Genomic DNA, 18,212 nt, shown 5'->3' with positions numbered 1-18,212 from the left:
CCTCTCTCCTCCGCACCCGCTGGAGCCGCCCCATGCCCATGACCTCCTCGCCCGCCACGACCGTGGCCTCCGCCGACCACGCCACCGCCCACACCCTCCTCAACTGTCTGCTCCGTGAGGTGTCGGGGCCGGAGCACCAGACCGTCGTGGCCGATGGATGGCTGCGGCTGAGGCTGCCGCGCTGCGGAGTGCTGCTGCGCGTCGGGCTGCGGCGCACCTCCCTCATCGGGGCGCACCGCTTCACCGGGCCGGTCAGCGAGGAGCGCGACGGCATGTGGGCCGAGGTGTCCTGGCGCGGGCTGGCCGAGCGGATCCACCGGGAGCTGCACCTGCGCACGGGGGTGCACAACGACGAGTTCCTGGGCCAAGTCGCCTCCAGCCACGCGGGGATGACGGCCGCCCTTGAGGCCTTTGGGGCCCTGGAGGCCCCGGAGGCTTTGGAGAATCGGAGCACCGTGGACGAGCGGAGGACAGCGGACGACAGCGCCCACGACCGCTACCTCGCCTCCGAGCAGTCCCTCCTCTTCGGCCACCGCTTCCATCCCACCCCCAAGGCCCGCACCGGCAGCGCCGACTCCTGGTCGCGGTTCGCCCCCGAGGCCGGGGCGCGCTTCCCGCTGCACCACCTCGCCGTACGCCAGGAGTACGTGCGCGAGGAGTCCGCGCGGCCCGGGGCGCTCGCCGCGCTGGACCGGCAGGGCGCCGTCCCCGAGGGCTACCGGCTGCTGCCCGCCCACCCCTGGCAGTACGCGATGCTGCGCGAGCACCGGCTGCTGCGGGCGGCCATCGCCCGGGGCGAGGTGCTGGACCTCGGGCCCGGCGGCGCGGAGTTCGCGCCCACCGCGTCGGTCCGTACGCTCTACGACGGCCGGGACTTCCTCAAGTTCAGCCTGAACGTGCGGATCACCAACTGCCTGCGCAAGAACGCCGACTACGAGCTGTCCGGCGCGGTCGCCCTGACCCGGCTGCTGGAGCCGGTCGCCACCGACCTCGCCGCCCGCTTCCCCGGCTGCGAGCTGCTGCGCGAACCCGCGTACCGGACGCTGGACCTGGGCGGCGGGGGCCGCGACGGCAGCGGCGGCGATCGTGGGCTGATCGAGGGCTTCGGGGTGATCGTCCGCGAAGGCCTGGCCGCCCGCCTGCGGCCCGGCCTGACCGCGCTGCTCGCGGCGGCCGTCGCCGATGAGTACCCGACCAGCGGCGCCCAGATCTCCCGGCTCCTCCCCGACGCCGGCCCCGACCGGCTCTCCGCCTGGTGGCAGGCGTATCTCGACCTGCTCGTACCGCCCGTACTGGCCGCCTACTTCGACCACGGCGTGGTCCTCGAACCCCACCTCCAGAACGTCGTCATCGGCGTCGACCCCGCCGACGGCACCCCGCGCCAGGTGCTCTTCCGCGATCTGGAGGGCACCAAGCTGGTGCCCGAGCACCACACCGCCGCGCTCGCCGCGCTGCCCGAGGCGGTGGCCCGCCCGCTGACGTACGAGCGGGAGCGCGGCTGGGACCGGGTGGTGTACTGCCTGCTGGTCAACCACATCGCCGAAATGGTGGCCGCCCTCGCCGACCGCTGCCCCGAACTGGAGCCCGCGCTGTGGTCGGCGGTCCGCCGGGTGCTGTGCGAGCGCTCGGCGGCCCATGACCACCCGCCCGCGCTGCGCGCCCTCGTGGCGGGCGTGCCGCTGCCCGCCAAGGCCAACCTCCTCACCCGCTGGGACCGTCGGGCCGACCGCCACGCGGGCTATGTCCGTATCGCCAGTCCGCTCGCCTCCGCCCTGCTGTCCGAGGCGGCCCACGTCATGCACCCTGGGAGCAGCCGTTGATCACCTCCGCCGTCCGTACCCTCGCCACCGAGCTCACCGGCGACGACCTGCCCGCCTACGTCTACGACCTGGCCGCGCTCCGCGCGCACGCGCGAGCCGTACGGGACGCGCTGCCGCCGGGCCTGGAGCTGTACTACGCCGCGAAGGCCAACCCGGCGCCCGCCATCCTCCGGGCCCTCGCGCCCCACGTCACCGGCTACGAGGTCGCCTCCGGCGGCGAGGTGGAGCATGTCCGCGCGGCCGTGCCCGGGGCGCCGCTGGCCTTCGGCGGGCCGGGCAAGACCGAGGGGGAGCTGCGGCGGGCGCTGACGCTGGGCGTGGAACGGTTCCATGTGGAGAGCGAGCAGGAGCTGCGGCTGCTGGCCGGGGCGGCGGAGGACGCGGGGATCGACACCGTGGACGTCCTCCTGCGCGTCAACCTCCCGTCGGCCGGTGACGAACTGGGCGGCGCGGCGCTCGCGATGGGCGGCCGCCCCAGCCCCTTCGGGCTCGACCCCGAGGCCGTCGAGCGCTGCCTCCCCCTGCTCTCCCCGGGCGGCGCGGGCGGCCCCCTCCGGCTGCGCGGCATCCATGCCCACCTCGCCAGCGGCCTCGACGCCCCCGCCCAGGTCGCCGTGGCCGCCGCGATCGCCGACTGGGCGCGGAAGCTGTCCGAACGCCACGGCCTGGGGATCACCGAGGTGAACGTCGGCGGTGGGATGGGCGTGGACTACGCCCATCCCGACCGCCGCTTCGACTGGGCCGCCTACGGCCAGGGCATGGCGGACCTCGCCCCGCGCCACCCCGATCTGACCCTGCGGATCGAGCCGGGCAGGGCGCTGACCGTCTACTGCGGCTGGTACGTCACCGAGGTGCTGGACATCAAGCACAGCGGCGGCGAGGCGTTCGCGGTGGTGCGCGGCGGCACCCACCACATCCGTACCCCCGCCACCAAGCAGCACGACCAGCCCTTCCAGGTGCTCCCCGCGGACACCGGGTGGACCCGGCCATGGGCGCGCCCGGCCGTACGGGACGAGCCGGTCACGCTGGTCGGCCAGCTGTGCACCCCCAAGGACGTCCTGGCCGGCCGGATCCCGGTCGCGGAGCTACGGGTCGGGGACCGCGTGGCGTTCGCGATGGCGGGTGCGTACGCGTGGAACATCTCGCACCACGACTTCCTGATGCACCCCCGGCCGGGCTTCCACTACCTGGAGGAATGAGGGCGGACAGCTCTCAGTCGGTTGCGGGCCGGGGCTCGCCCCGGTAGGTGCCGAAGGACCACTTGTTGCCCTCCGGGTCGGCGATGGCGAACTCACGGCTGCCGTACGGCTGGTCCTCGATCGGCCGGAGCACCCGCACCCCGGCCGCCGTGAGGCGCTCGTACAGCGCGTCGACGTGGTCGGTGACGACGTACGCCCCGAAGGTGCCCGGCTCCAGGCACCAGGTCTTGGTCTCCGGGTCGTACGAGCCGAGCATGATGCCGCCGCCCTCGGGCCAGTCGAGCTGGGCATGGGCGACGCGGTTCCCGTCCTGGTAGACGGCGGTGCGCAGGAAGCCGACCGTGTCGACCAGGAAGTCGATCAGGGCGACGGCGTCATGGGCCTGGAGCGTGGGCCAGATGGCGGCTTCGCGCGATTGCTTGGGCTGGTTCTTTTCGTCCGGTGCGGTGTTCATGGGCTCTACTCTTCGCCGTAGAGGTGGCCCCCGGCTTGGATATTCCGGCACTCCTCGGCCAGCCAGGCGGTCGGGCTCACCCCGGTGTACTGGCGGAAGTCGCGCACCAGGTGGGAATGGTCGAAGTAGCCGCAGTCGGCGGCGACCCGGGCCAGGTCCGGCGCCCGGCCCGCAGCGACGGCCCGGACCACCGTGGTCCTGGCGTGCTGGAAGCGCATCAGCCGGGCCGCCTGCTTGGGGCTCAGCCCCGTCTCGGCCTGGAACACGCTGGTCAGCCGGCGCGGGCTGAGCGAGACGTGTTCGGCCAGGCCCGTGAGCGTCCCGGCCCCCCGATGCCGGGCCAGCCAGGCCCACGCCTCGGCGACCTCGCTCCGCACCGGAGTTCCGTCCTCGCCCTCGGCCGCGCGCTCCCGCAGATAGGCGCCGAGCGTGGCGAACCGGTCCTCCCACGTCTGCTGCTCGCACAGCCGCTCGCGAATGTCGGCGGCCCGCTTGCCCAGCACGTCGGCCCCTGAGGTGACCAGGTCGTCGTCGGAGGCGAGCGCACCGGCCGGAAGCCCCAGCAGCGTGCGCGCCGCCAGCGGATGCACGGCCAGCTGCACCCCGGCCTCGCGGCCGGGCTGGACGATGTAGGCCGGTCGCTGGTGCAGGCCGCCCACGACGATCTCGGTCCGCGCGGCGTCTGGCCCCCGTGCCTGCTCGGGCGTGACGCCGCCGACGACGGGGCCGTCGAGGGAGAAGATCAGCGTCAGGTAGGGCGAGGGCAGCCCCCGGTGCAGCGCGGGCGGTATCCCCTGAGACCGATACCCGACGGCGGACACCACCATCCCCCCGAGCCCATGCCCGAGCCCGGCCCCGGCCCGCACGAACTCCTGACTGCTCATGCGGCCAGTATCACCCGCCCCTCCGACAGCGGACCCGCCCGCAGGGGTCGCTTGCGGCGGGCTGTTCCCCTACCCGCCCCTTCCCGAAACTGGGGGCTCCGCCCCAGACCCCACTCCTCAATCGCGGAGGGGCTGGGAGGCGAGGCTCCGTCCGCGGTGCTGCTCGTCAATGGCCGGAGGGGCCTGGGAGGCGAGGCTCTGCCCCCGGCCCCGCTCCTCAATCTCCCCCAGCTACCGCTGGGAGGTGCCCCCTGGAAAGGGCTGCAAGGTGAGGCTCCGCCCCAGACCCCGGGGTCTGGGGCGGAGCCCCTGGTATCGGGAAGGGGCGGGGAGGGGAAAGATCCGCCTGGCCCCTGAGAACGACTACGCTGAGAGCGCACCGCACCCGAAGGAGGCTCCCGGTCATGACCGCGACCCACGATCGTCCGCAGATGCTGCCGGAGGAGTTCGAGGAGTACGCGCGGCTGGCGGCCCGCGTGGCGGAGGGAGTGCGGTGGGAGTTCATCAAAGGGAAGATCGGGGTCACGCCGGTGCCGGATGGCGATCATGGGCGGATCATCCAGTGGCTGGCGCGGATCTGCATCCAGGCCCATCCCGACCTGTGGCTGCATGACCAGGGCCTCAAGGTCGAGACCTACCGCAACGGCCATGCCCGCCCCGACGGGACACTCGCCCACAGTGACGCGTTCGTCGGCCAGGGAGAGTGGGCCGACTCCGATCCCGTCCTGATGGTCGTGGAGGTCACGTCGTACGACTCCGACCCCGACCGCAGGGACCGGGTGGAGAAGCCACGCGCCTACGCCGAGACGGGCATCCCCGTATATCTGCTGGTCGATCGGGAAGCCGGTGAGGTCACAGTCTTCAGCGAGCCCGACGGGGTCCGGTACGAGAGCACCAAGACCGTGCCGTTCGGCAAGCCGCTCACGCTGCCCGCGCCGGTCGGCGTCACGCTCGACACCGAGCCGCTCCAGGGCTGGGTGCGCTGAGGTCCCTGGCTCCGGGGGTTGCGGTGGCCTGGAATGATTCCGTGGCATGTACACCGTTACCCTCTGGGAGTTCGCCGCGCTCGCGGCGGCCTCCATACTCGTCGGCTTCTCGAAGACCGCCGTCAGCGGCGCCAATACCGTCAGCCTCGCGGTCTTCGCGGCGGTGCTTCCGGCCCGGGAGTCGACCGGTGTGCTGCTGCCCCTGCTGATCGTCGGCGACCTGCTCGCCGTGGGCACCTACCGTCGGCACGCCCACTGGGGGACCCTGCTGCGGCTGTTCCCGGCGGTCGCGGTCGGGGTCGTGGTGGGGACCGTGTTCATGCTGTGGGCCGGGGACGCGGAGGTGCGGACCTCCATCGGCGCGATCCTGCTGCTGATGGCGGGCGTCACGGTGTGGCGGCGCCGCGCGACCGCCCGGGCGGCGGCCCCGGAGGTCCCGGCCGCCGACGGGGCGGGCGCACGGCTCAAGGCCGGTTCGTACGGGGTGCTCGGCGGCTTCACCACGATGGTGGCCAACGCGGGCGGGCCCGTGATGTCGCTCTACCTGCTCTCCGCCGGCTTCCGGAAGCTGGGCTTCCTGGGCACCTCGGCGTGGTTCTTCCTGATCGTCAACGTCGCCAAGGTGCCCTTCAGCGTCAGCCTCGGCCTGATCGACGGCCGCTCCCTGCTCCTGGACGCGCTGCTGGCGCTCTTCGTCCTGCCCGGTGCGTACATCGGTAAGGCCTGCGTGGACCGGATCAATCAGCGGCTCTTCGAGCGGCTGGTCATCGCGGCGACGGTGCTGGGCGGACTTCAGCTGCTGCTGCGGTGACCCTTCAGGCTCGCTCAGTGTGTCAGTTCACCAGAGCGCGATGGCGAGCCTCCCGGATGACGCGATCGGCGGTCTCCTCGGGAGTGAGGGCCGAGGTGTCGAACCACCAGCCCGCATCGCCGAGCTCGCGCTTCATGTCGGCATCGAGCCCTTCATAGCCGTCGAAGTCGAACCGCTCTTGTGGATCCCGGATGGTGTTGCGGTACCGGCATACCTCGATGCCCGGTGCGAGAACGACGAACAAGACCTGCCGGGCCGGGAGGAGGGAGACGAAGAAGTCCAGCTGCTTGCGGTCGGGTATCACCCAGTCGATCACAGGCGTGAAGCCGGTATCGGAGAAGTTGTTCGCCAGCGTGCACAGATTGCGGTTGCACAGCTCCACTTGCCGCGCTGCCTCGTCAGCAGGCTCGCCCAGGGCCCCGACGCGACCGCTGACGATCAGCCTGCTGACGAAGTCGCCGTCGAGCCGGGCGGAGCGTGGCAGGCGCTCGGCGACCAGCCTGGTCACCGTCGACTTCCCGGCCCCCGGCATCCCCGTCACGATCAGGCAGTCCGGCGTCTCAACAGTGCCGCTCTTGTGCCATGCGGCCGTGCTCGGCATCAGGTCCCGTCCGTCTTGAGGGTGGCTATGAACGCGCTCCACGAGGCGTTCGGGAATATGAGGACGGGCCCGTCGGGGTCCTTGGAGTCGCGTACGGGGACGATGCCGGGGAGGTTGTCGGCGACCTCGACGCAGATGCCGCCGTCGTTGTTGCTGTAGCTGCTCTTACGCCAGGCGAGGGTGCTCAAGTCCGGGGTGATCCCCATGAAGCCCACTCCTTCATCAAGGCTCGGATCATCGCCTCGGAGTCACGGGGCGAGAGGGCCATGGCCCGCAACAGATCGTAGTTCTTCCGGAGCTTCGCAACTACGTCCTTATCCTCGATGATCGTCCCGAAGCGGCTGCCTTCCCTGTAGGCCAGCATCGGCTCATCCGGCACCGTGTAGAGCACGAGGGAGTTGCCCGCTTCCACATGGTGGCCCGCGCTGAACGGCAGCACCTGAAGGGTTACGTACGGATGCGTCCCGCGCTCAAGCAGGGACTTCATCTGGCGCTGCATCACCTCCGGCCCGCCCGGCGGGCGGCGCAACGCCGCTTCGTCCACGATGAACCAACACTCCGGCGGATGAGGCTGGTCCAGCCGTGTTTGCCGATCTAGGCGAGCCTTGACCAGCGCCTCGATTTCCGCGTCCGGAGCATGGCGGTGTCCGATCCGTAGCGACTCCCTCGCGAGTTCAGCGGTCTGGAGCAGCCCGGGGATGGTGGCGCAGGCGTACTCCTCAATCACGATCGCCTGGCTCTCGACCTCAACGGCCCGCCGGTACTTGCCCGGGAACGGCTCGTTCTTCGCGAGCGCATAGATCCGCGCGAACAAGCCATCCGTCCCAAAGCACGCATCCAGCTTCGCCGGAAGGTCGTCGTACGGCAGGGACTCCGCCGCCTCGATCCGGGCCAGGTGTGACTTGCTGTAGTTCAGCACCTCGGACAGCCGCCGCAGCGACATGTCCGCCTTCTCTCGGTGGCGCCGGATCTCCGCGCCGAAGAGGTCGCGTGCCGAGCGGTCGGGAAACAGTTCGCGTGGCTGGAACGGCATCGTGCATCCCCTCTTGTCCCGCGATCTTGGCTGGGACGTGTCGCCTCTTTCCAGCCTATGCGCCGGAACGCAACGGTGTGTGCACTCAACGTAATTGGCCGACCGGAAAGACAGGTCAACGTGTTCTCACACACCGAATCCACCGCTCCACGGATGACGATGCGCGTCTACCGCGTCTCGCCGGACGGCGCGGTCGTGACGCAGGAGCTCGGCAGGGTGGTCGTCGTGGTCAAGGACAAGCTCGAACCCCTGCGGTCCAGCCAGTTCCCACCCTGCCGCTGCCCACGCCACCGCGACGCCGCGGACCTGTGATGCGGCTGCATTATGCATGCGGTGCTGCTAAAATGCAGCGCATGACTGCTCTGACCATCCGCGATGTGCCGGACGACGCCCTCGCCACGCTGAAGGCCCGCGCCGCGCAGGCTGGCAAGTCACTCCAGGCGTATGCGCTGGACGTCCTCGTCGGCGAAGCCTCCAGGCCCACCCTTGCCGAGGTCGCGGCCCGTGCCGAAGCCGAGGCCGGCGCGAGCCTGAGTACATCGGACGTGCTCGCCGCGATCGACGACGCAAGGGCGGGCCGTTGATCGTCATCGATTGCTCCGCGCTCGTCTTCTTCCTGACGGACGAGGGGCCCACCGGGCATGGGGTGCGTGTACGTGTCGCGAAGGAGGATCGGCTCGCCGCACCCCACCTGCTCGACTACGAGATCATGTCCGCGTTGCTCGGCCTGGCGCGCGGGCGACGCGGTGGTGATCCCAAGCTGACCGAGAAGCAGCTTCGCAAGGCCGTGGCGACGTATCGGGACCTGCCGATCGACCGGCATGAAACGCTGATCCTGTGGGAGCGGGTCAAGGGTCTGTCGAGCAACCTGTCCGCCTATGACGCCCAGTACGTCGCGCTTGCCGAAAGCCTGGGTGTCCCGTTGATCACCAGTGATGCCAGGATCGGCAAAAGTGGTGCGGGGCGGTGTGAAGTCGAGACGTTCGACGCACGTTTCTGAGACCGTGCGGACCTGCGGCGCCGCCGCGTCACACCCCCAGCCCCACGCGTCGGCCGCGGATGCTCAGGGCGATGACGGAGACGAGGAACCAGAAGGCACCGAAGGCCGAGTATCCGGCGACGGTGGAGAGAGAGCCCAAAGACACTCGGCGGCCACCGTCGCCTGCCACGCGCCCGGGCGTTTGCCTGTGGCCTTGTGGAAGAACACCGAGAAGTTGGATGCGTCGGGGAAGCCGAGTATGTCGGCACAGCGGGCGGCGGTGACGCGGTCGTGTGCGAGGAGCCGTTTGGCTTCCAGGGTGATCCGTTCGACGATGTACGCCTTCGCGGTGCGGCCGGTGGCCTGCTGCACCGCTCGTGAGACGGTGCGGGGCGCGTATCCCAGCGCACGGGCGTAGTAGCCGGCGTCGTGGTGTTGCCGGAAGTGCGCTTCGACGCTGGAGCGGAACAACCGGAACACCGGATGTGTGAGCCGTGCTTCGGCGTGCGGTGGGTGCAGCCGGGTGATGAGCGCGGAGAGCAGGATTTCGGGCAGCTCCGTCGAGGAGTCACTGGGTGGGGCGGATGCTTCGAGGAGGAGATGGCTGCGCGCCGTGTCGACGAAGGGCCAGCCGGCGTCGGGGATGCTCCAGTGCGCGGCAAGGCTCCGGCCCGGCGAAGCCCGCCGCACAGGTCACTCCCGAGTACCAGGAAGCCCTGTCGCACGCCTACGACTCCGTCGAGTCCGTGGCCGGGGCACGGGATCACGTCCTCACCGCGACCGAGCTGCCCGCTCCGGTCAAGGCGCAGATCGTGACCGATTCGCGGACCGTCACCGACGCCGCCCGCACCGAGTGGCCGCTGCGCGGCATCGCGCAGGACATCACCGAGCACACGCGCATGGTCAGCGTGCCCGCTCTCGTCGTCGCCGGAGAACACGACCAGGTGGAGCCCGTCGGCGTACTCCGCGACAACCTGGTGCCCTACCTCTCCCAAGCCGACTTCGTGGTGGTCCCCCGCACCGGTCACCTGATCCCGCTGGAAGCCCCGGCCGACCTCGTCGACGCCATCACCGCATTCGCGTCGGCAGCCTGACCGTCCCCGCGGCCCGACGACGGGCTGTGCCCCTGATCTCCCGACCACGGGGCCGGGACAGGTCCTGCCGCGTTGCACCGCACCCGACAGCACACACAACGGTGAGCAGTTCCCTACCCGTGAGCCTGCCGGGCAGCACCCCGGAACAGGTGGCCACAGCTCTCGCGCAGGACCAGCTCGGTGGGGATGGTCACCCGCACCCCCGGCTCGGGGGTGCGTTCCAGCTGGTCCAGCATCAGGCTCAGGCAGCGGCGGCCGATCTCCGCGAAGTCCGTACGGACCGTGGTGAGCGGTGGGAGCAGGTGCGCGGCCTCGGGGATGTCGTCGTAGCCGATCACGCCGACGTCCTCGGGGACCCGGCGGCCCGCCTCGTGGAGGGCGCGGAGGACGCCCACCGCCATCTGGTCGTTGGAGACGAACACCGCCGTGACGTCCGGGTCGTGGGCGATGCGGCGGCCCAGGTCGTGGCCCGAGTCCGCGCTCCAGTCGCCGAACAGGGGCTCGTGCGCCTCCGCGCCCGCGTCCCTAAGGGCCGCCCGCCAACCGTCCACCCGGGCCTCGGCGGCGATCCAGCCCACCGGGCCCGCGATATGGCGGACCGTGCGGTGGCCGAGGCGCAGCAGGTGTTCCGTGGCCTGGCGGGCGCCGGACGCGGAGTCGCCCGCGACGACGGGGAAGCGGGCGCCGAAGCTCTTGTCCAGGGTGACCATGGGCCTGCCGTGGTCGGCCTCGACCAGGGCCTCGCCCACCGAGCGCTGCGGGGCGATCGCGATGATGCCGTCCGCGCCCTGGCCGAGCAGCCGGTCGACCGCGCCCCGCACCGCCTCCTGGTCGGCGGCGGTGAGCGCGATCGTGCTGACCAGGTAACCGGCCTCCTGCGCGGCCTCGTTGATGCCCGCCAGCGTGGCGGCCGGGCCGAAGCGGGCCGCGTCGAAGGAGATCACGCCGAGGGTGCGGCTCCGGCCGCTGGCCAGGGTGCGGGCGCTGGCGGTCGGGCGGTAGCCCAGTTCGCGCATGGCGGCGCGGACGCGTTCGCGGGTCTCGGGGCGGACCCGGGGGTGGTCGTTGAGGACGCGGGAGACGGTCTGCCCGGAGACCCCGGCACGGCGGGCGACGTCGGCCATCACGGCCCCGCCGCCCGCTGTGGCCCGGCGCCGCCGGACGCGCTGGGGTCCGCCCGCTTCCTCCTCCGGCTCGCCCATGTCCGTTGTGTCTCCCCTCGTCCGTCTCGGTCCTCGTCCGTCTCGGTCCTCGGCCGTCTCGGTCCTCGGCCGTCTCAGTTCTCGGCCGTCTCAGTCTCCGTACGTCTCAGTCCTCGTACGTCTCGGCCCTCGGCCGTATCAGTTCTCGTCCGTCCAGCCCAGGTCCGGCTCGTCCGTCAGCCGTACCGTGCGCGTCGTCGCCGCGTGCAGTTCCAGCAGGACCAACTCGTTCGTCCCCGGCCGCAGCACCGGCGCGGGCACGTAGAGGCGGCGCTGCGGGCCGCGCGACCAGTAGCGGCCGAGGTTGAAGCCGTTGATCCAGGCCACGCCCTTGGTCCAGCCGGGCAGGGCGAGGAACGCGTCGGCGGGGGTGTCCACCGTAAAGGTGCCACGGTGGAAGGACGGACCGGCGACGGGGGTGTCCGTACCACGGAAGGGCAGCTCGGGCAGGTGGTCCAGGGGGAGGGGGTGGCAGGTCCAGTTCTCCAGGGGCTCGCCGTCGAGGGTGACCGGGCCGGTGATGCCCTTGGGGTCGCCGATGCGCGGACCGTAGTTCGCCCGGCCCATGTTCTCGACCAGGACGTCCAGCCGGGCCCCGTACTCCGGGCTCCGCACGTGCAGCGTGTCCTCATGGCGCTCGCGCTCCAGGACGCCCGCCGGGGCGCCGTTGACGAAGACCTGCGCCCGGTCGCCCACCCCGCCCGTGAAGTGCAGGACGCGGTCGCCGAGCGCGGGCAGCTCCGCGCCGTAGAGGACGAAGCCGTACGCCTGGCCCAGCCGCTCCATGGTGGGCGGCTCGGTGAACCGCTCGCCGGGGGACAGGAATTCGGCGCAGACCAGGGCGTTGGCTGAGTCGGTCAGCGTGACGTCGGTCGGGGGCAGCTTGGGCGAGGGCCCGGGGACGGGCTCGTCGGGGACGGCGGCGTGGCGGGCGATGACATCGCGGAACGCGGCGTACTTGGGGCCCGGGTCGCCGCATTCGGTGAGCACCGCGTCGTAGTCGTAGGAGGTGACGGCGGGGGTGTAGGCGTGGTCGTGGTTGGCGCCGGCCGTGAAGCCGAAGTTGGTGCCGCCGTGGAACATGTAGATGTTCACCGAGGCACCGGCGGACAGCAGCGTGTCCAGGGCCGCCGCCGCGTCGTCTTCGGAGCGAACGTGGTGCGGCTCGCCCCAGTGGTCGAACCAGCCGATCCAGAACTCCGCGCACATCAGCGGCCCGCTCTCCTGGTGGGCGCGCAGCACCTCCAGCGACTGCTCGGCCCGGCCGCCGAAGGTGCCGGTGGTGAGCACTCCGGGCAGGCTTCCGGCCGCCAGCTTCGCCTTGTCCGCCTGGTCACAGGTGAACAGCAGCTCCTCGACGCCACGGGTGCGCAGCGCGTCGGCCAGATGCGCGAGATAGGCGGTGTCGTCGCCGTACGCCCCGTACTCGTTCTCCACCTGGACGGCGATCACCGGGCCGCCGCGCGCCGCCATATGGGGAGCGAGGGGCGGCAGCAGCAGATCGAGGTACGCGTCCACGGCGGCGGTGAAGCGGGGGTCGCGGCTGCGCGGGCGCAGACCGGGCTGCGCGGTCAGCCAGGACGGCAGCCCGCCGCCCTCCCACTCGGCGCAGATGTACGGCCCGGGGCGCAGCAGTACGCGCAGCCCCTCGGCGTGGGCCAGCTCGAGGAAGCGGGGGAGGTCGAGCAGCCCGTCGAGGTCCAGGGTGCCGGGGGCGGGCTGGTGGAGGTTCCACGGGACGTAGGTCTCCACGGTGTTGAGCCCCAGCAGCCGCGCCTTGCGCAGCCGGTCGGCCCACTGGTCGGGGTGGGTGCGGAAGTAGTGGAGGGCGCCGGAGAGGATCCGGAAGGGCTCGCCGTGCAGCAGGAAACCGTCGTCGGAGAGCGTCAGGGCGGGCGGGGCGGCGGGCATGGGGGTCAGGAGGTCCTTTCGGTGGCGGGGGCGGGTTCGTCGGGTGGCGTGGGGAGTTCGAGTGACGTAGGGGGCACGGGAGGTGTAAGGGGCACGGGAGATGACGTAGGGAGTACGGACGGGGACGCGGCGCGGATCAGCCATACGGTGGTGATCAGGCACACCGCGGAGATGGCGCAGAGGATCAGCGGTACGGCGCGGACGCCCGAGAGTTCGATCGCCTTGCCGAGCGCGGGCGGTGCGGCGACCCCGCCGACCATCGAGGCCGCCATGACCAGCGCCCCGGCCCGGTGGGCGCGCGGCGCCGCCCGGAGCAGCCAGGGCAGCCCGGTGGGGAAGATCGGCGCGATGAACAGCCCGGCGCCCGCGTACGCGTACGGGGCCGCGGCGGGGATCGCGGCCAGCAGCAGACACCCCGTCATCCCGGCGCAGCTCACCGCGATGATCGCCTGGGCGGACCAGCGGAGGGCGAGCGGGGCGACGAGGAAGCGGCCGACCGTCATCATCAGCCAGAAGGCGGAGGTCGCGGAGGCGGCGGCGGTCGCCCCGTAACCGATGGCCTCCAGGTGGGTCGGCTCCCAGCCACCGACGCCGGACTCGATGCCGACGTGGAGGACGTAGAGGACGACGAAGGCGCCCAGGACGGTGGCGAGACTGCGGGCGCGGACGCGGCGGCGTACGCCGGTGTCCGCCGCCGTGTCTTCGCTAACGCCGGTGTCGCCGCCGCGCGGCGGGGCCTCGTCGCGCACCCCGGCCAGACACAGCAGCAGCGGCAGCGTGAGCGCGGCGAAGCCGAGGAAGACGGCGGGGTAGTGGGCGGCCCCGACCAGGCCGATGAGGGCTGGGCCGAGGACGGCGCCGATGCCGAAGTGGGCGTTGAGGATGTTGAGCATGGCGGTGCTACGGCGCCCGAAGCCGACGGCGAACAGCTGGTTCAGCCCGTAGTCGATCCCGCCGAAGCCCAGCCCCGCGAGGAGCGCCAGGCCCAAGGCGAGCGGCCAGCTGGGCGCGAGCGCGAACCCGGCCGCGCCACCCGCCATGAGCAGGTAGGACCAGCCCAGCAGCCGGCGGTTGCCGATCCGGCCGAAGAGCCGGTCGAAGACGAGGACACCCGCCACCGCGCCGATGAAATGCGCGCTCAGGCCGGTCCCGGCCGCCGACGGCGACAGTCCGTAGGTGTCGCGCAGGGCCGGGATCGACGGCCCGTAGAGCGCCTGGAGCGCGCCGATGAGGACGAAGCCGACGCAGGAGGCGGCCACGGCGGCGCGGCTGAAGAGTGGGGGAGGAGGTGGTGGTGAGGGGGTGCTCGTTGGTTGCTCCAAGGAGTCCACGAGGGGGAGTGTTACCGCTAACATGCGGCCCGTCAAGGGGGGTTGCGGCTCGCTGCCGGTGCGGCTGCGGGGTGCTCGGGGGCTTTCCCCTCCCCGCCCCTTCCCGTTACCGGGGGCTCCGCCCCCGGACCCCCGGAACCGGGGGCGGAGCTTGCCGTGCGGCGGGGCCGCCCCGGCGCGGAGCCGCCCCGGCGTGGCGGGGCCCGCGACCGGTCAGACGGCGGCGGAGTGGCTCAGTGCCGCGCGCCGCCCTCCGAGGTGGGGCCGCGGCAGCGCCTTGGCGTCGCCGTCGTCCTCGACGGCCACGTCCAACTCGGCGGGCAGCGAAGCGGAGTGCGGCCGGCGGCCGCCCCGCCCCTCGCCGAGGACCCGCCATCCGTCGTGGGTCAGCGTGATGTACGCACCGCAGCGCAGGCCGCGCAGGGTGTGGCCCCCGCGTGGCGGAGCCCCCCGGCGCGGCGGAGCCCCCGGTGCGGTGGAACCCCCGTGCGGCGGAACCCCCGCGTGGCGGAGCCCCCGTGCGGCGGAGCCCCCGGCGTGGTGGAACCCCCGTGCGGCGGAACCCCCGCGTGGCGGAGCCCCCGTGCGGCGGAGCCCCCGGCGTGGTGGAACCCCCGGTGCGGCGGAGCCGCGTATCGATGCTGTCGGGGAAGGGGCGGGGAGGGGAGCGGCCCGCCTCATCAGGCGTCACGATCCGTCGGGCATCCCCCAGCCGCCCCGGCGGGGGCACCTCCCAGCGGTGGCTGAGGCGAGAACCAAGCCTGGAAAACCGGCTGCGGAGCGGGTCGGGCCTTGCCACGCTGTGCGGATGGACCGTCAACGCAGATCCCATCTCGCGCACGCCGCCCATCCGATCGCCGCCCCGATCGCCGACGAGTCGGTGGCCCGACTGCTCGACCGGGCGGTGGCGGACGAGGCCGACCGCGCCCTCGACCTCGGCTGCGGGGGTGGCGAATGGCTGCGGCGGCTGCTGGTCCGCTATCCGTGGATGCGCGCCGAGGGGGTGGACATCCACACCGCGGCCCTGGAGCAGGCACGTGAGGGCGCGGAGGAATCCGAGGTCGCGGACCGGCTGATCCTCCATGAGATGGACGCCGCGGTCTTCGCCTCGGCGCACCGCTTCGACGTGGTGCTGAGCGTCGGCGCCGCGCACGCCTTCGGCGGCCTGCTGCCCACGCTCGCGGCGGCGCGCGAACTCCTCACCCCGGACGGCCATGTCCTGGTGGGCGACGGCTTCTGGGAGCGCGAACCCGACGCCGCCGCCCTCTCCGCGCTGGGCGCCACGTGGGACGACTACGCGGATCTCGCGACCACCGTGGACCGTGTCGTCGCGGACGGCTGGACGCCGGTCTACGGCCACGTCAGCACGGCCGGGGAGTGGGACGACTACGAGTGGTCCTGGACCGGCTCCCTGTCCCGCTGGGCCCTGGACCACCGCGAGGAACCCGACGCCCTGGACGCCTTCAAGGCCGCCGCCGAGCACCGCTCCCAGTGGCTTTCCGGCTACCGCGGCACGCTGGGCTTCGTCACGCTCGTGCTGCGACGGAGTCCCTGAGCGCCAGGGTGACGTCGGTGCCTACGCCGCTTCGTGGGCGGTGAGCGTCACGTGTGCGTCGGCCTCGTCAATGGCGATGTTCAACGACGCGTTCAGTCCCTTCGCCAGCTTCGCCAGAAGGGGCAATGTGGGCACCGTGTCGGAACCCTCGATCCGGGAGATCTTGGCCTGGGTCAACCCGGTACGGGCGGCCAGTTCGGTCTGGGACAGCCCCAGCTCCATACGGCGGTCGTAGACGACTTTGGCCAGTGCCATGGACAGGCGGTGCTCCTGACGCTCCTGCTCGACCTCGGCGGACTCCTGGTACCCCTCGGCAAGCTTCCGCTCGCTCGCCCGCTTCCAGCGGCTGTGCAACGCGTCGTTCATGTCGTGCACGATATTCGCGCCATGGGCAACGCGGTGTGCTCATCCGCAAGAGGGGCGTTGTCAGTGGTCGGTGCGACCATCGCGGTATGTGTGCAGAGAGCTCGACCACCGCTTACTGGGATGCCGCCGCCGCGGGCTTCGACGATGAGCCGGACCATGGGCTGCGTGACCCGGCCGTGCGGGAGGCGTGGGCCGGGCGGTTGCGGGGGTGGTTGCCCGGGCGGGCCGCGGATGTGCTTGACCTCGGGTGCGGCACGGGGAGCCTCGCGCTGCTCGCGGCCGAGTGGGGGCATCGGGTGACGGGGGTCGATCGGTCGCCGCGCATGGTCGAGCTGGCGCGGGCGAAGCTGGCCGGGACGGGGGCCAGTGTGCTCGTCGGGGACGCGGCGGAGCCGCCCGTGGGGGAGGGGCGGTTCGATGTCGTGCTGGTGCGGCACCTGCTGTGGATGCTGCCGGATCAGCGGGCGGTGCTGCGGCGTTGGGTGCGGCTGCTGCGGCCGGGCGGGCGGCTGGTGCTGATCGAGGGCCGGTGGGGCGAGGCCGAGCCCGTCGGGCTGACCGCCGCCGAGCTGTCCGCGCTGGTCGGGCCGTTGACGGAGCGGCTGTCGGTCGAGCAGCTCGCACCGGACGCGGCGCTGTGGGGGCGGGCCGTGCACGACGAGCGGTATGCCCTGGTGGCCGATCTCGCGCCGGTTCGGCGGCATCGGGAGATCGTCGATGTGCATCTGATCCTGCGCCGGGGCGGGGACGTCCTCCTCGCCCGACGCGCGAACACGGGCTATGCGGATGGGCTGCTCCACGCCCCGTCCGGGCATGTCGAGGACGGCGAGGACGTGCGTGCCGCGATGGTGCGGGAGGCGGCCGAGGAGATCGGGATCAGCCTTGCCCCGGACGAGGTGCGGGCGGTGCTTGTGCTGCAGCACAAGGCGCCGACCGGCGACGCCCGTACGGGGTGGTTCTTCGAGGCGGAGCTGGGGGAGCGAGGGGACGGCGGGCGCGAGCCGGTGAATCGGGAGCCCGAGAAGTGTTCCGAGCTGGGCTGGTTCCCGCTGGGCGCGTTGCCGGACGACATGGTGGCGTACTGCCGCGCGGGCCTCGAGGCGTATCGCGCGGGGCACCGCTTCGCCCTCCACTGGCATGAGCCCGACGACCCCATCGCGTACGCCCCCGAGGGGCCCGACCGGCTGACCCCGCTCTGACGCTCAAAGATTATGGGACGTTGTCCCGTTTCGTTAGACTCGGCCGCGGAGGGAGGGTGCGGTGAACGACAACGATCGAGACGCGGAGCGCGCGGCCCGGCCCAAGCGGGCGGACGCGCGGCGCAACGAGAAGGCGCTGCTCGAAGCCGCCGCCGCGGTGTTCGTCAGCTCGGGCGTGGAAGCGCCGATACGCGATATCGCGGCCAAGGCCGGTGTCGGGACGGCCACGATCTACCGCCACTTCCCGACCCGAGCCGACCTCATCGTCGCCGTCTACCGGCACCAGGTCGAGGCCCTGGCGGAGGCCGGTCCCGCCCTGCTGGCGAGCGGCGAGACCCCGCACGCCGCCCTGGGCCAGTGGATCGACCTCTTTGTCGACTTCCTGGTCACCAAGCACGGCCTCGCCGCCGTGTTCCAGTCCGACGACCCCTGCTTCGACCCCCTGCACTCGTACTTCATCGACCGGCTCCTGCCCGTCTGCACGCAGCTGCTCGACGCCGCGGTCGCGTCGGGCGAGATCCGCTCCGGCCAGGACGCCTATGAGCTGATGCGCGGCGTCGGCAGCCTCTGCGCGGGGGCCGGCAACAGCTCGCGCTACGACGCGCGCCACCTCGTCGGGCTGCTCATCGCGGGGCTGCGCCAATCGCGCTGACGCGCGCTGAGGCGGTTACGCCGCGAGCTGCCCTACCCAGCGCCACTCCGTGGCCGCCGGTTCCTCGCCGCCGGTTCGTGGCCGAACCACCTTCCCCCGATTTCCGCGGCTCGTGGGCTGGATCACCGGGGCCAT

The 18,212-nt window shown here is 72.2% G+C and carries 19 protein-coding genes and 2 pseudogenes; 11 read left to right on the top strand and 10 right to left on the bottom strand.

Features of this window, described 5'->3' with window-relative positions; all coding sequences use genetic code 11:
- The first annotated feature begins 32 nt into the window (after nt 1–32).
- Nucleotides 33–1,820 (top strand): IucA/IucC family protein, encoded by a 1,788-nt coding sequence (locus IEJ02_RS14220; RefSeq protein ID WP_191065199.1) that lies wholly within the window; start codon nt 33–35, stop codon nt 1,818–1,820.
- Nucleotides 1,817–3,019, top strand: coding sequence for a type III PLP-dependent enzyme (locus tag IEJ02_RS14215; RefSeq protein ID WP_191065198.1), 1,203 nt, complete (start codon nt 1,817–1,819; stop codon nt 3,017–3,019). The genes IEJ02_RS14220 and IEJ02_RS14215 overlap by 4 nt, the downstream gene beginning before the upstream one ends.
- Nucleotides 3,020–3,032: 13 nt before the next feature.
- On the opposite strand, the gene IEJ02_RS14210 is transcribed toward IEJ02_RS14215, so the two are convergent.
- Nucleotides 3,033–3,473 carry a VOC family protein gene (locus IEJ02_RS14210; protein WP_191065197.1) on the bottom strand — a complete coding sequence of 147 codons (441 nt, stop codon included), beginning with the start codon at nt 3,471–3,473 and terminating at the stop codon, nt 3,033–3,035.
- A 5-nt stretch (nt 3,474–3,478) separates the two neighbouring features.
- Nucleotides 3,479–4,357 carry an AraC family transcriptional regulator gene (locus tag IEJ02_RS14205; RefSeq protein ID WP_191065196.1) on the bottom strand — a complete coding sequence of 293 codons (879 nt, stop codon included), beginning with the start codon at nt 4,355–4,357 and terminating at the stop codon, nt 3,479–3,481.
- A gap of 404 nt (nt 4,358–4,761) precedes the next feature.
- On the opposite strand from IEJ02_RS14205, the gene IEJ02_RS14200 reads away from it, so the two are divergent.
- Together IEJ02_RS14200 and IEJ02_RS14195 are read left to right on the top strand one after the other, a co-directional pair.
- Nucleotides 4,762–5,343 carry a Uma2 family endonuclease gene (locus IEJ02_RS14200; protein ID WP_191065195.1) on the top strand — a complete coding sequence of 194 codons (582 nt, stop codon included), beginning with the start codon at nt 4,762–4,764 and terminating at the stop codon, nt 5,341–5,343.
- A 46-nt stretch (nt 5,344–5,389) separates the two neighbouring features.
- Complete coding sequence (locus IEJ02_RS14195) at nt 5,390–6,154, top strand: sulfite exporter TauE/SafE family protein (protein ID WP_191065194.1); 765 nt, start codon at nt 5,390–5,392, stop codon at nt 6,152–6,154.
- A 22-nt stretch (nt 6,155–6,176) separates the two neighbouring features.
- Here IEJ02_RS14195 and IEJ02_RS14190 read toward each other — a convergent pair whose 3' ends face one another.
- Genes IEJ02_RS14190 through IEJ02_RS14180 form a run of 3 tightly spaced genes read right to left on the bottom strand, consistent with a single transcriptional unit; the run spans nt 6,177 to nt 7,788 of the window.
- Nucleotides 6,177–6,755: an AAA family ATPase gene (locus IEJ02_RS14190; RefSeq protein WP_191065193.1), complete on the bottom strand. Its 579-nt coding sequence runs from the start codon at nt 6,753–6,755 to the stop codon at nt 6,177–6,179.
- Nucleotides 6,755–6,961, bottom strand: a complete 207-nt coding sequence (locus IEJ02_RS14185) for a DUF397 domain-containing protein (protein WP_191065192.1) — start codon at nt 6,959–6,961, stop codon at nt 6,755–6,757. Before IEJ02_RS14185 ends, IEJ02_RS14190 begins: the two co-directional genes overlap by 1 nt.
- On the bottom strand, nt 6,940–7,788 hold the full coding sequence (locus IEJ02_RS14180) for a helix-turn-helix domain-containing protein (RefSeq protein ID WP_191065191.1): 849 nt from the start codon (nt 7,786–7,788) through the stop codon (nt 6,940–6,942). Before IEJ02_RS14180 ends, IEJ02_RS14185 begins: the two co-directional genes overlap by 22 nt.
- Before the next feature lie 153 nt (nt 7,789–7,941).
- Here IEJ02_RS14180 and IEJ02_RS14175 point away from each other — a divergent pair, with 153 nt between their 5' ends.
- Genes IEJ02_RS14175 through IEJ02_RS14165 form a run of 3 tightly spaced genes read left to right on the top strand, consistent with a single transcriptional unit; the run spans nt 7,942 to nt 8,788 of the window.
- The gene (locus IEJ02_RS14175) at nt 7,942–8,100 is read left to right on the top strand and encodes a hypothetical protein (protein WP_191065190.1); all 159 of its coding nucleotides are present in this window, start codon (nt 7,942–7,944) and stop codon (nt 8,098–8,100) included.
- 41 nt (nt 8,101–8,141) lie between these two features.
- Nucleotides 8,142–8,372 carry a FitA-like ribbon-helix-helix domain-containing protein gene (locus IEJ02_RS14170; protein ID WP_191065189.1) on the top strand — a complete coding sequence of 77 codons (231 nt, stop codon included), beginning with the start codon at nt 8,142–8,144 and terminating at the stop codon, nt 8,370–8,372.
- Complete coding sequence (locus tag IEJ02_RS14165; protein ID WP_191065188.1) at nt 8,369–8,788, top strand: type II toxin-antitoxin system VapC family toxin; 420 nt, start codon at nt 8,369–8,371, stop codon at nt 8,786–8,788. The genes IEJ02_RS14170 and IEJ02_RS14165 overlap by 4 nt, the downstream gene beginning before the upstream one ends.
- A 63-nt stretch (nt 8,789–8,851) precedes the next feature.
- Here IEJ02_RS14165 and IEJ02_RS14160 read toward each other — a convergent pair.
- Nucleotides 8,852–9,430 (bottom strand): annotated as a pseudogene (locus IEJ02_RS14160) (AraC family transcriptional regulator); the annotation flags it as partial.
- On the opposite strand from IEJ02_RS14160, the pseudogene IEJ02_RS14155 reads away from it, so the two are divergent.
- A pseudogene (locus tag IEJ02_RS14155) lies at nt 9,430–9,861 on the top strand (alpha/beta hydrolase); the annotation flags it as partial. The pseudogenes IEJ02_RS14160 and IEJ02_RS14155 overlap by 1 nt on opposite strands.
- A 113-nt stretch (nt 9,862–9,974) precedes the next feature.
- Here IEJ02_RS14155 and IEJ02_RS14150 read toward each other — a convergent pair.
- The 3 genes from IEJ02_RS14150 to IEJ02_RS14140 form a co-directional block, all read right to left on the bottom strand.
- Nucleotides 9,975–11,063 (bottom strand): LacI family DNA-binding transcriptional regulator, encoded by a 1,089-nt coding sequence (locus tag IEJ02_RS14150; protein ID WP_191065187.1) that lies wholly within the window; start codon nt 11,061–11,063, stop codon nt 9,975–9,977.
- A gap of 138 nt (nt 11,064–11,201) precedes the next feature.
- Nucleotides 11,202–12,974, bottom strand: a complete 1,773-nt coding sequence (locus IEJ02_RS14145) for a glycoside hydrolase family 35 protein (protein WP_191065186.1) — start codon at nt 12,972–12,974, stop codon at nt 11,202–11,204.
- A gap of 5 nt (nt 12,975–12,979) precedes the next feature.
- The gene (locus IEJ02_RS14140; RefSeq protein ID WP_191065185.1) at nt 12,980–14,329 is read right to left on the bottom strand and encodes an MFS transporter; all 1,350 of its coding nucleotides are present in this window, start codon (nt 14,327–14,329) and stop codon (nt 12,980–12,982) included.
- Between the two features lie 784 nt (nt 14,330–15,113).
- Here IEJ02_RS14140 and IEJ02_RS14130 point away from each other — a divergent pair.
- Nucleotides 15,114–15,860, top strand: coding sequence for an SAM-dependent methyltransferase (locus tag IEJ02_RS14130; protein WP_191065184.1), 747 nt, complete (start codon nt 15,114–15,116; stop codon nt 15,858–15,860).
- Between the two features lie 21 nt (nt 15,861–15,881).
- Here IEJ02_RS14130 and IEJ02_RS14125 read toward each other — a convergent pair whose 3' ends face one another.
- Nucleotides 15,882–16,226: a helix-turn-helix domain-containing protein gene (locus IEJ02_RS14125; RefSeq protein ID WP_191065183.1), complete on the bottom strand. Its 345-nt coding sequence runs from the start codon at nt 16,224–16,226 to the stop codon at nt 15,882–15,884.
- Between the two features lie 86 nt (nt 16,227–16,312).
- Here IEJ02_RS14125 and IEJ02_RS14120 point away from each other — a divergent pair, with 86 nt between their 5' ends.
- Both IEJ02_RS14120 and IEJ02_RS14115 read left to right on the top strand, forming a co-directional pair.
- Entirely contained in the window at nt 16,313–17,425 is a 1,113-nt protein-coding gene (locus IEJ02_RS14120; RefSeq protein WP_191065182.1) for a methyltransferase domain-containing protein, read from the top strand.
- 61 nt (nt 17,426–17,486) lie between these two features.
- Nucleotides 17,487–18,077 carry a TetR/AcrR family transcriptional regulator gene (locus IEJ02_RS14115; RefSeq protein WP_191065181.1) on the top strand — a complete coding sequence of 197 codons (591 nt, stop codon included), beginning with the start codon at nt 17,487–17,489 and terminating at the stop codon, nt 18,075–18,077.
- The last annotated feature ends 135 nt before the right edge of the window (nt 18,078–18,212 follow it).

Origin of the sequence: Streptomyces sp. 5-10 (assembly GCF_014712245.1) — a bacterium.
Taxonomy (GTDB): domain Bacteria; phylum Actinomycetota; class Actinomycetes; order Streptomycetales; family Streptomycetaceae; genus Streptomyces; species Streptomyces violaceusniger.
Note: the sequence above shows the minus strand (reverse complement) of the source record. Positions and strands in the feature narration are given on the sequence as shown.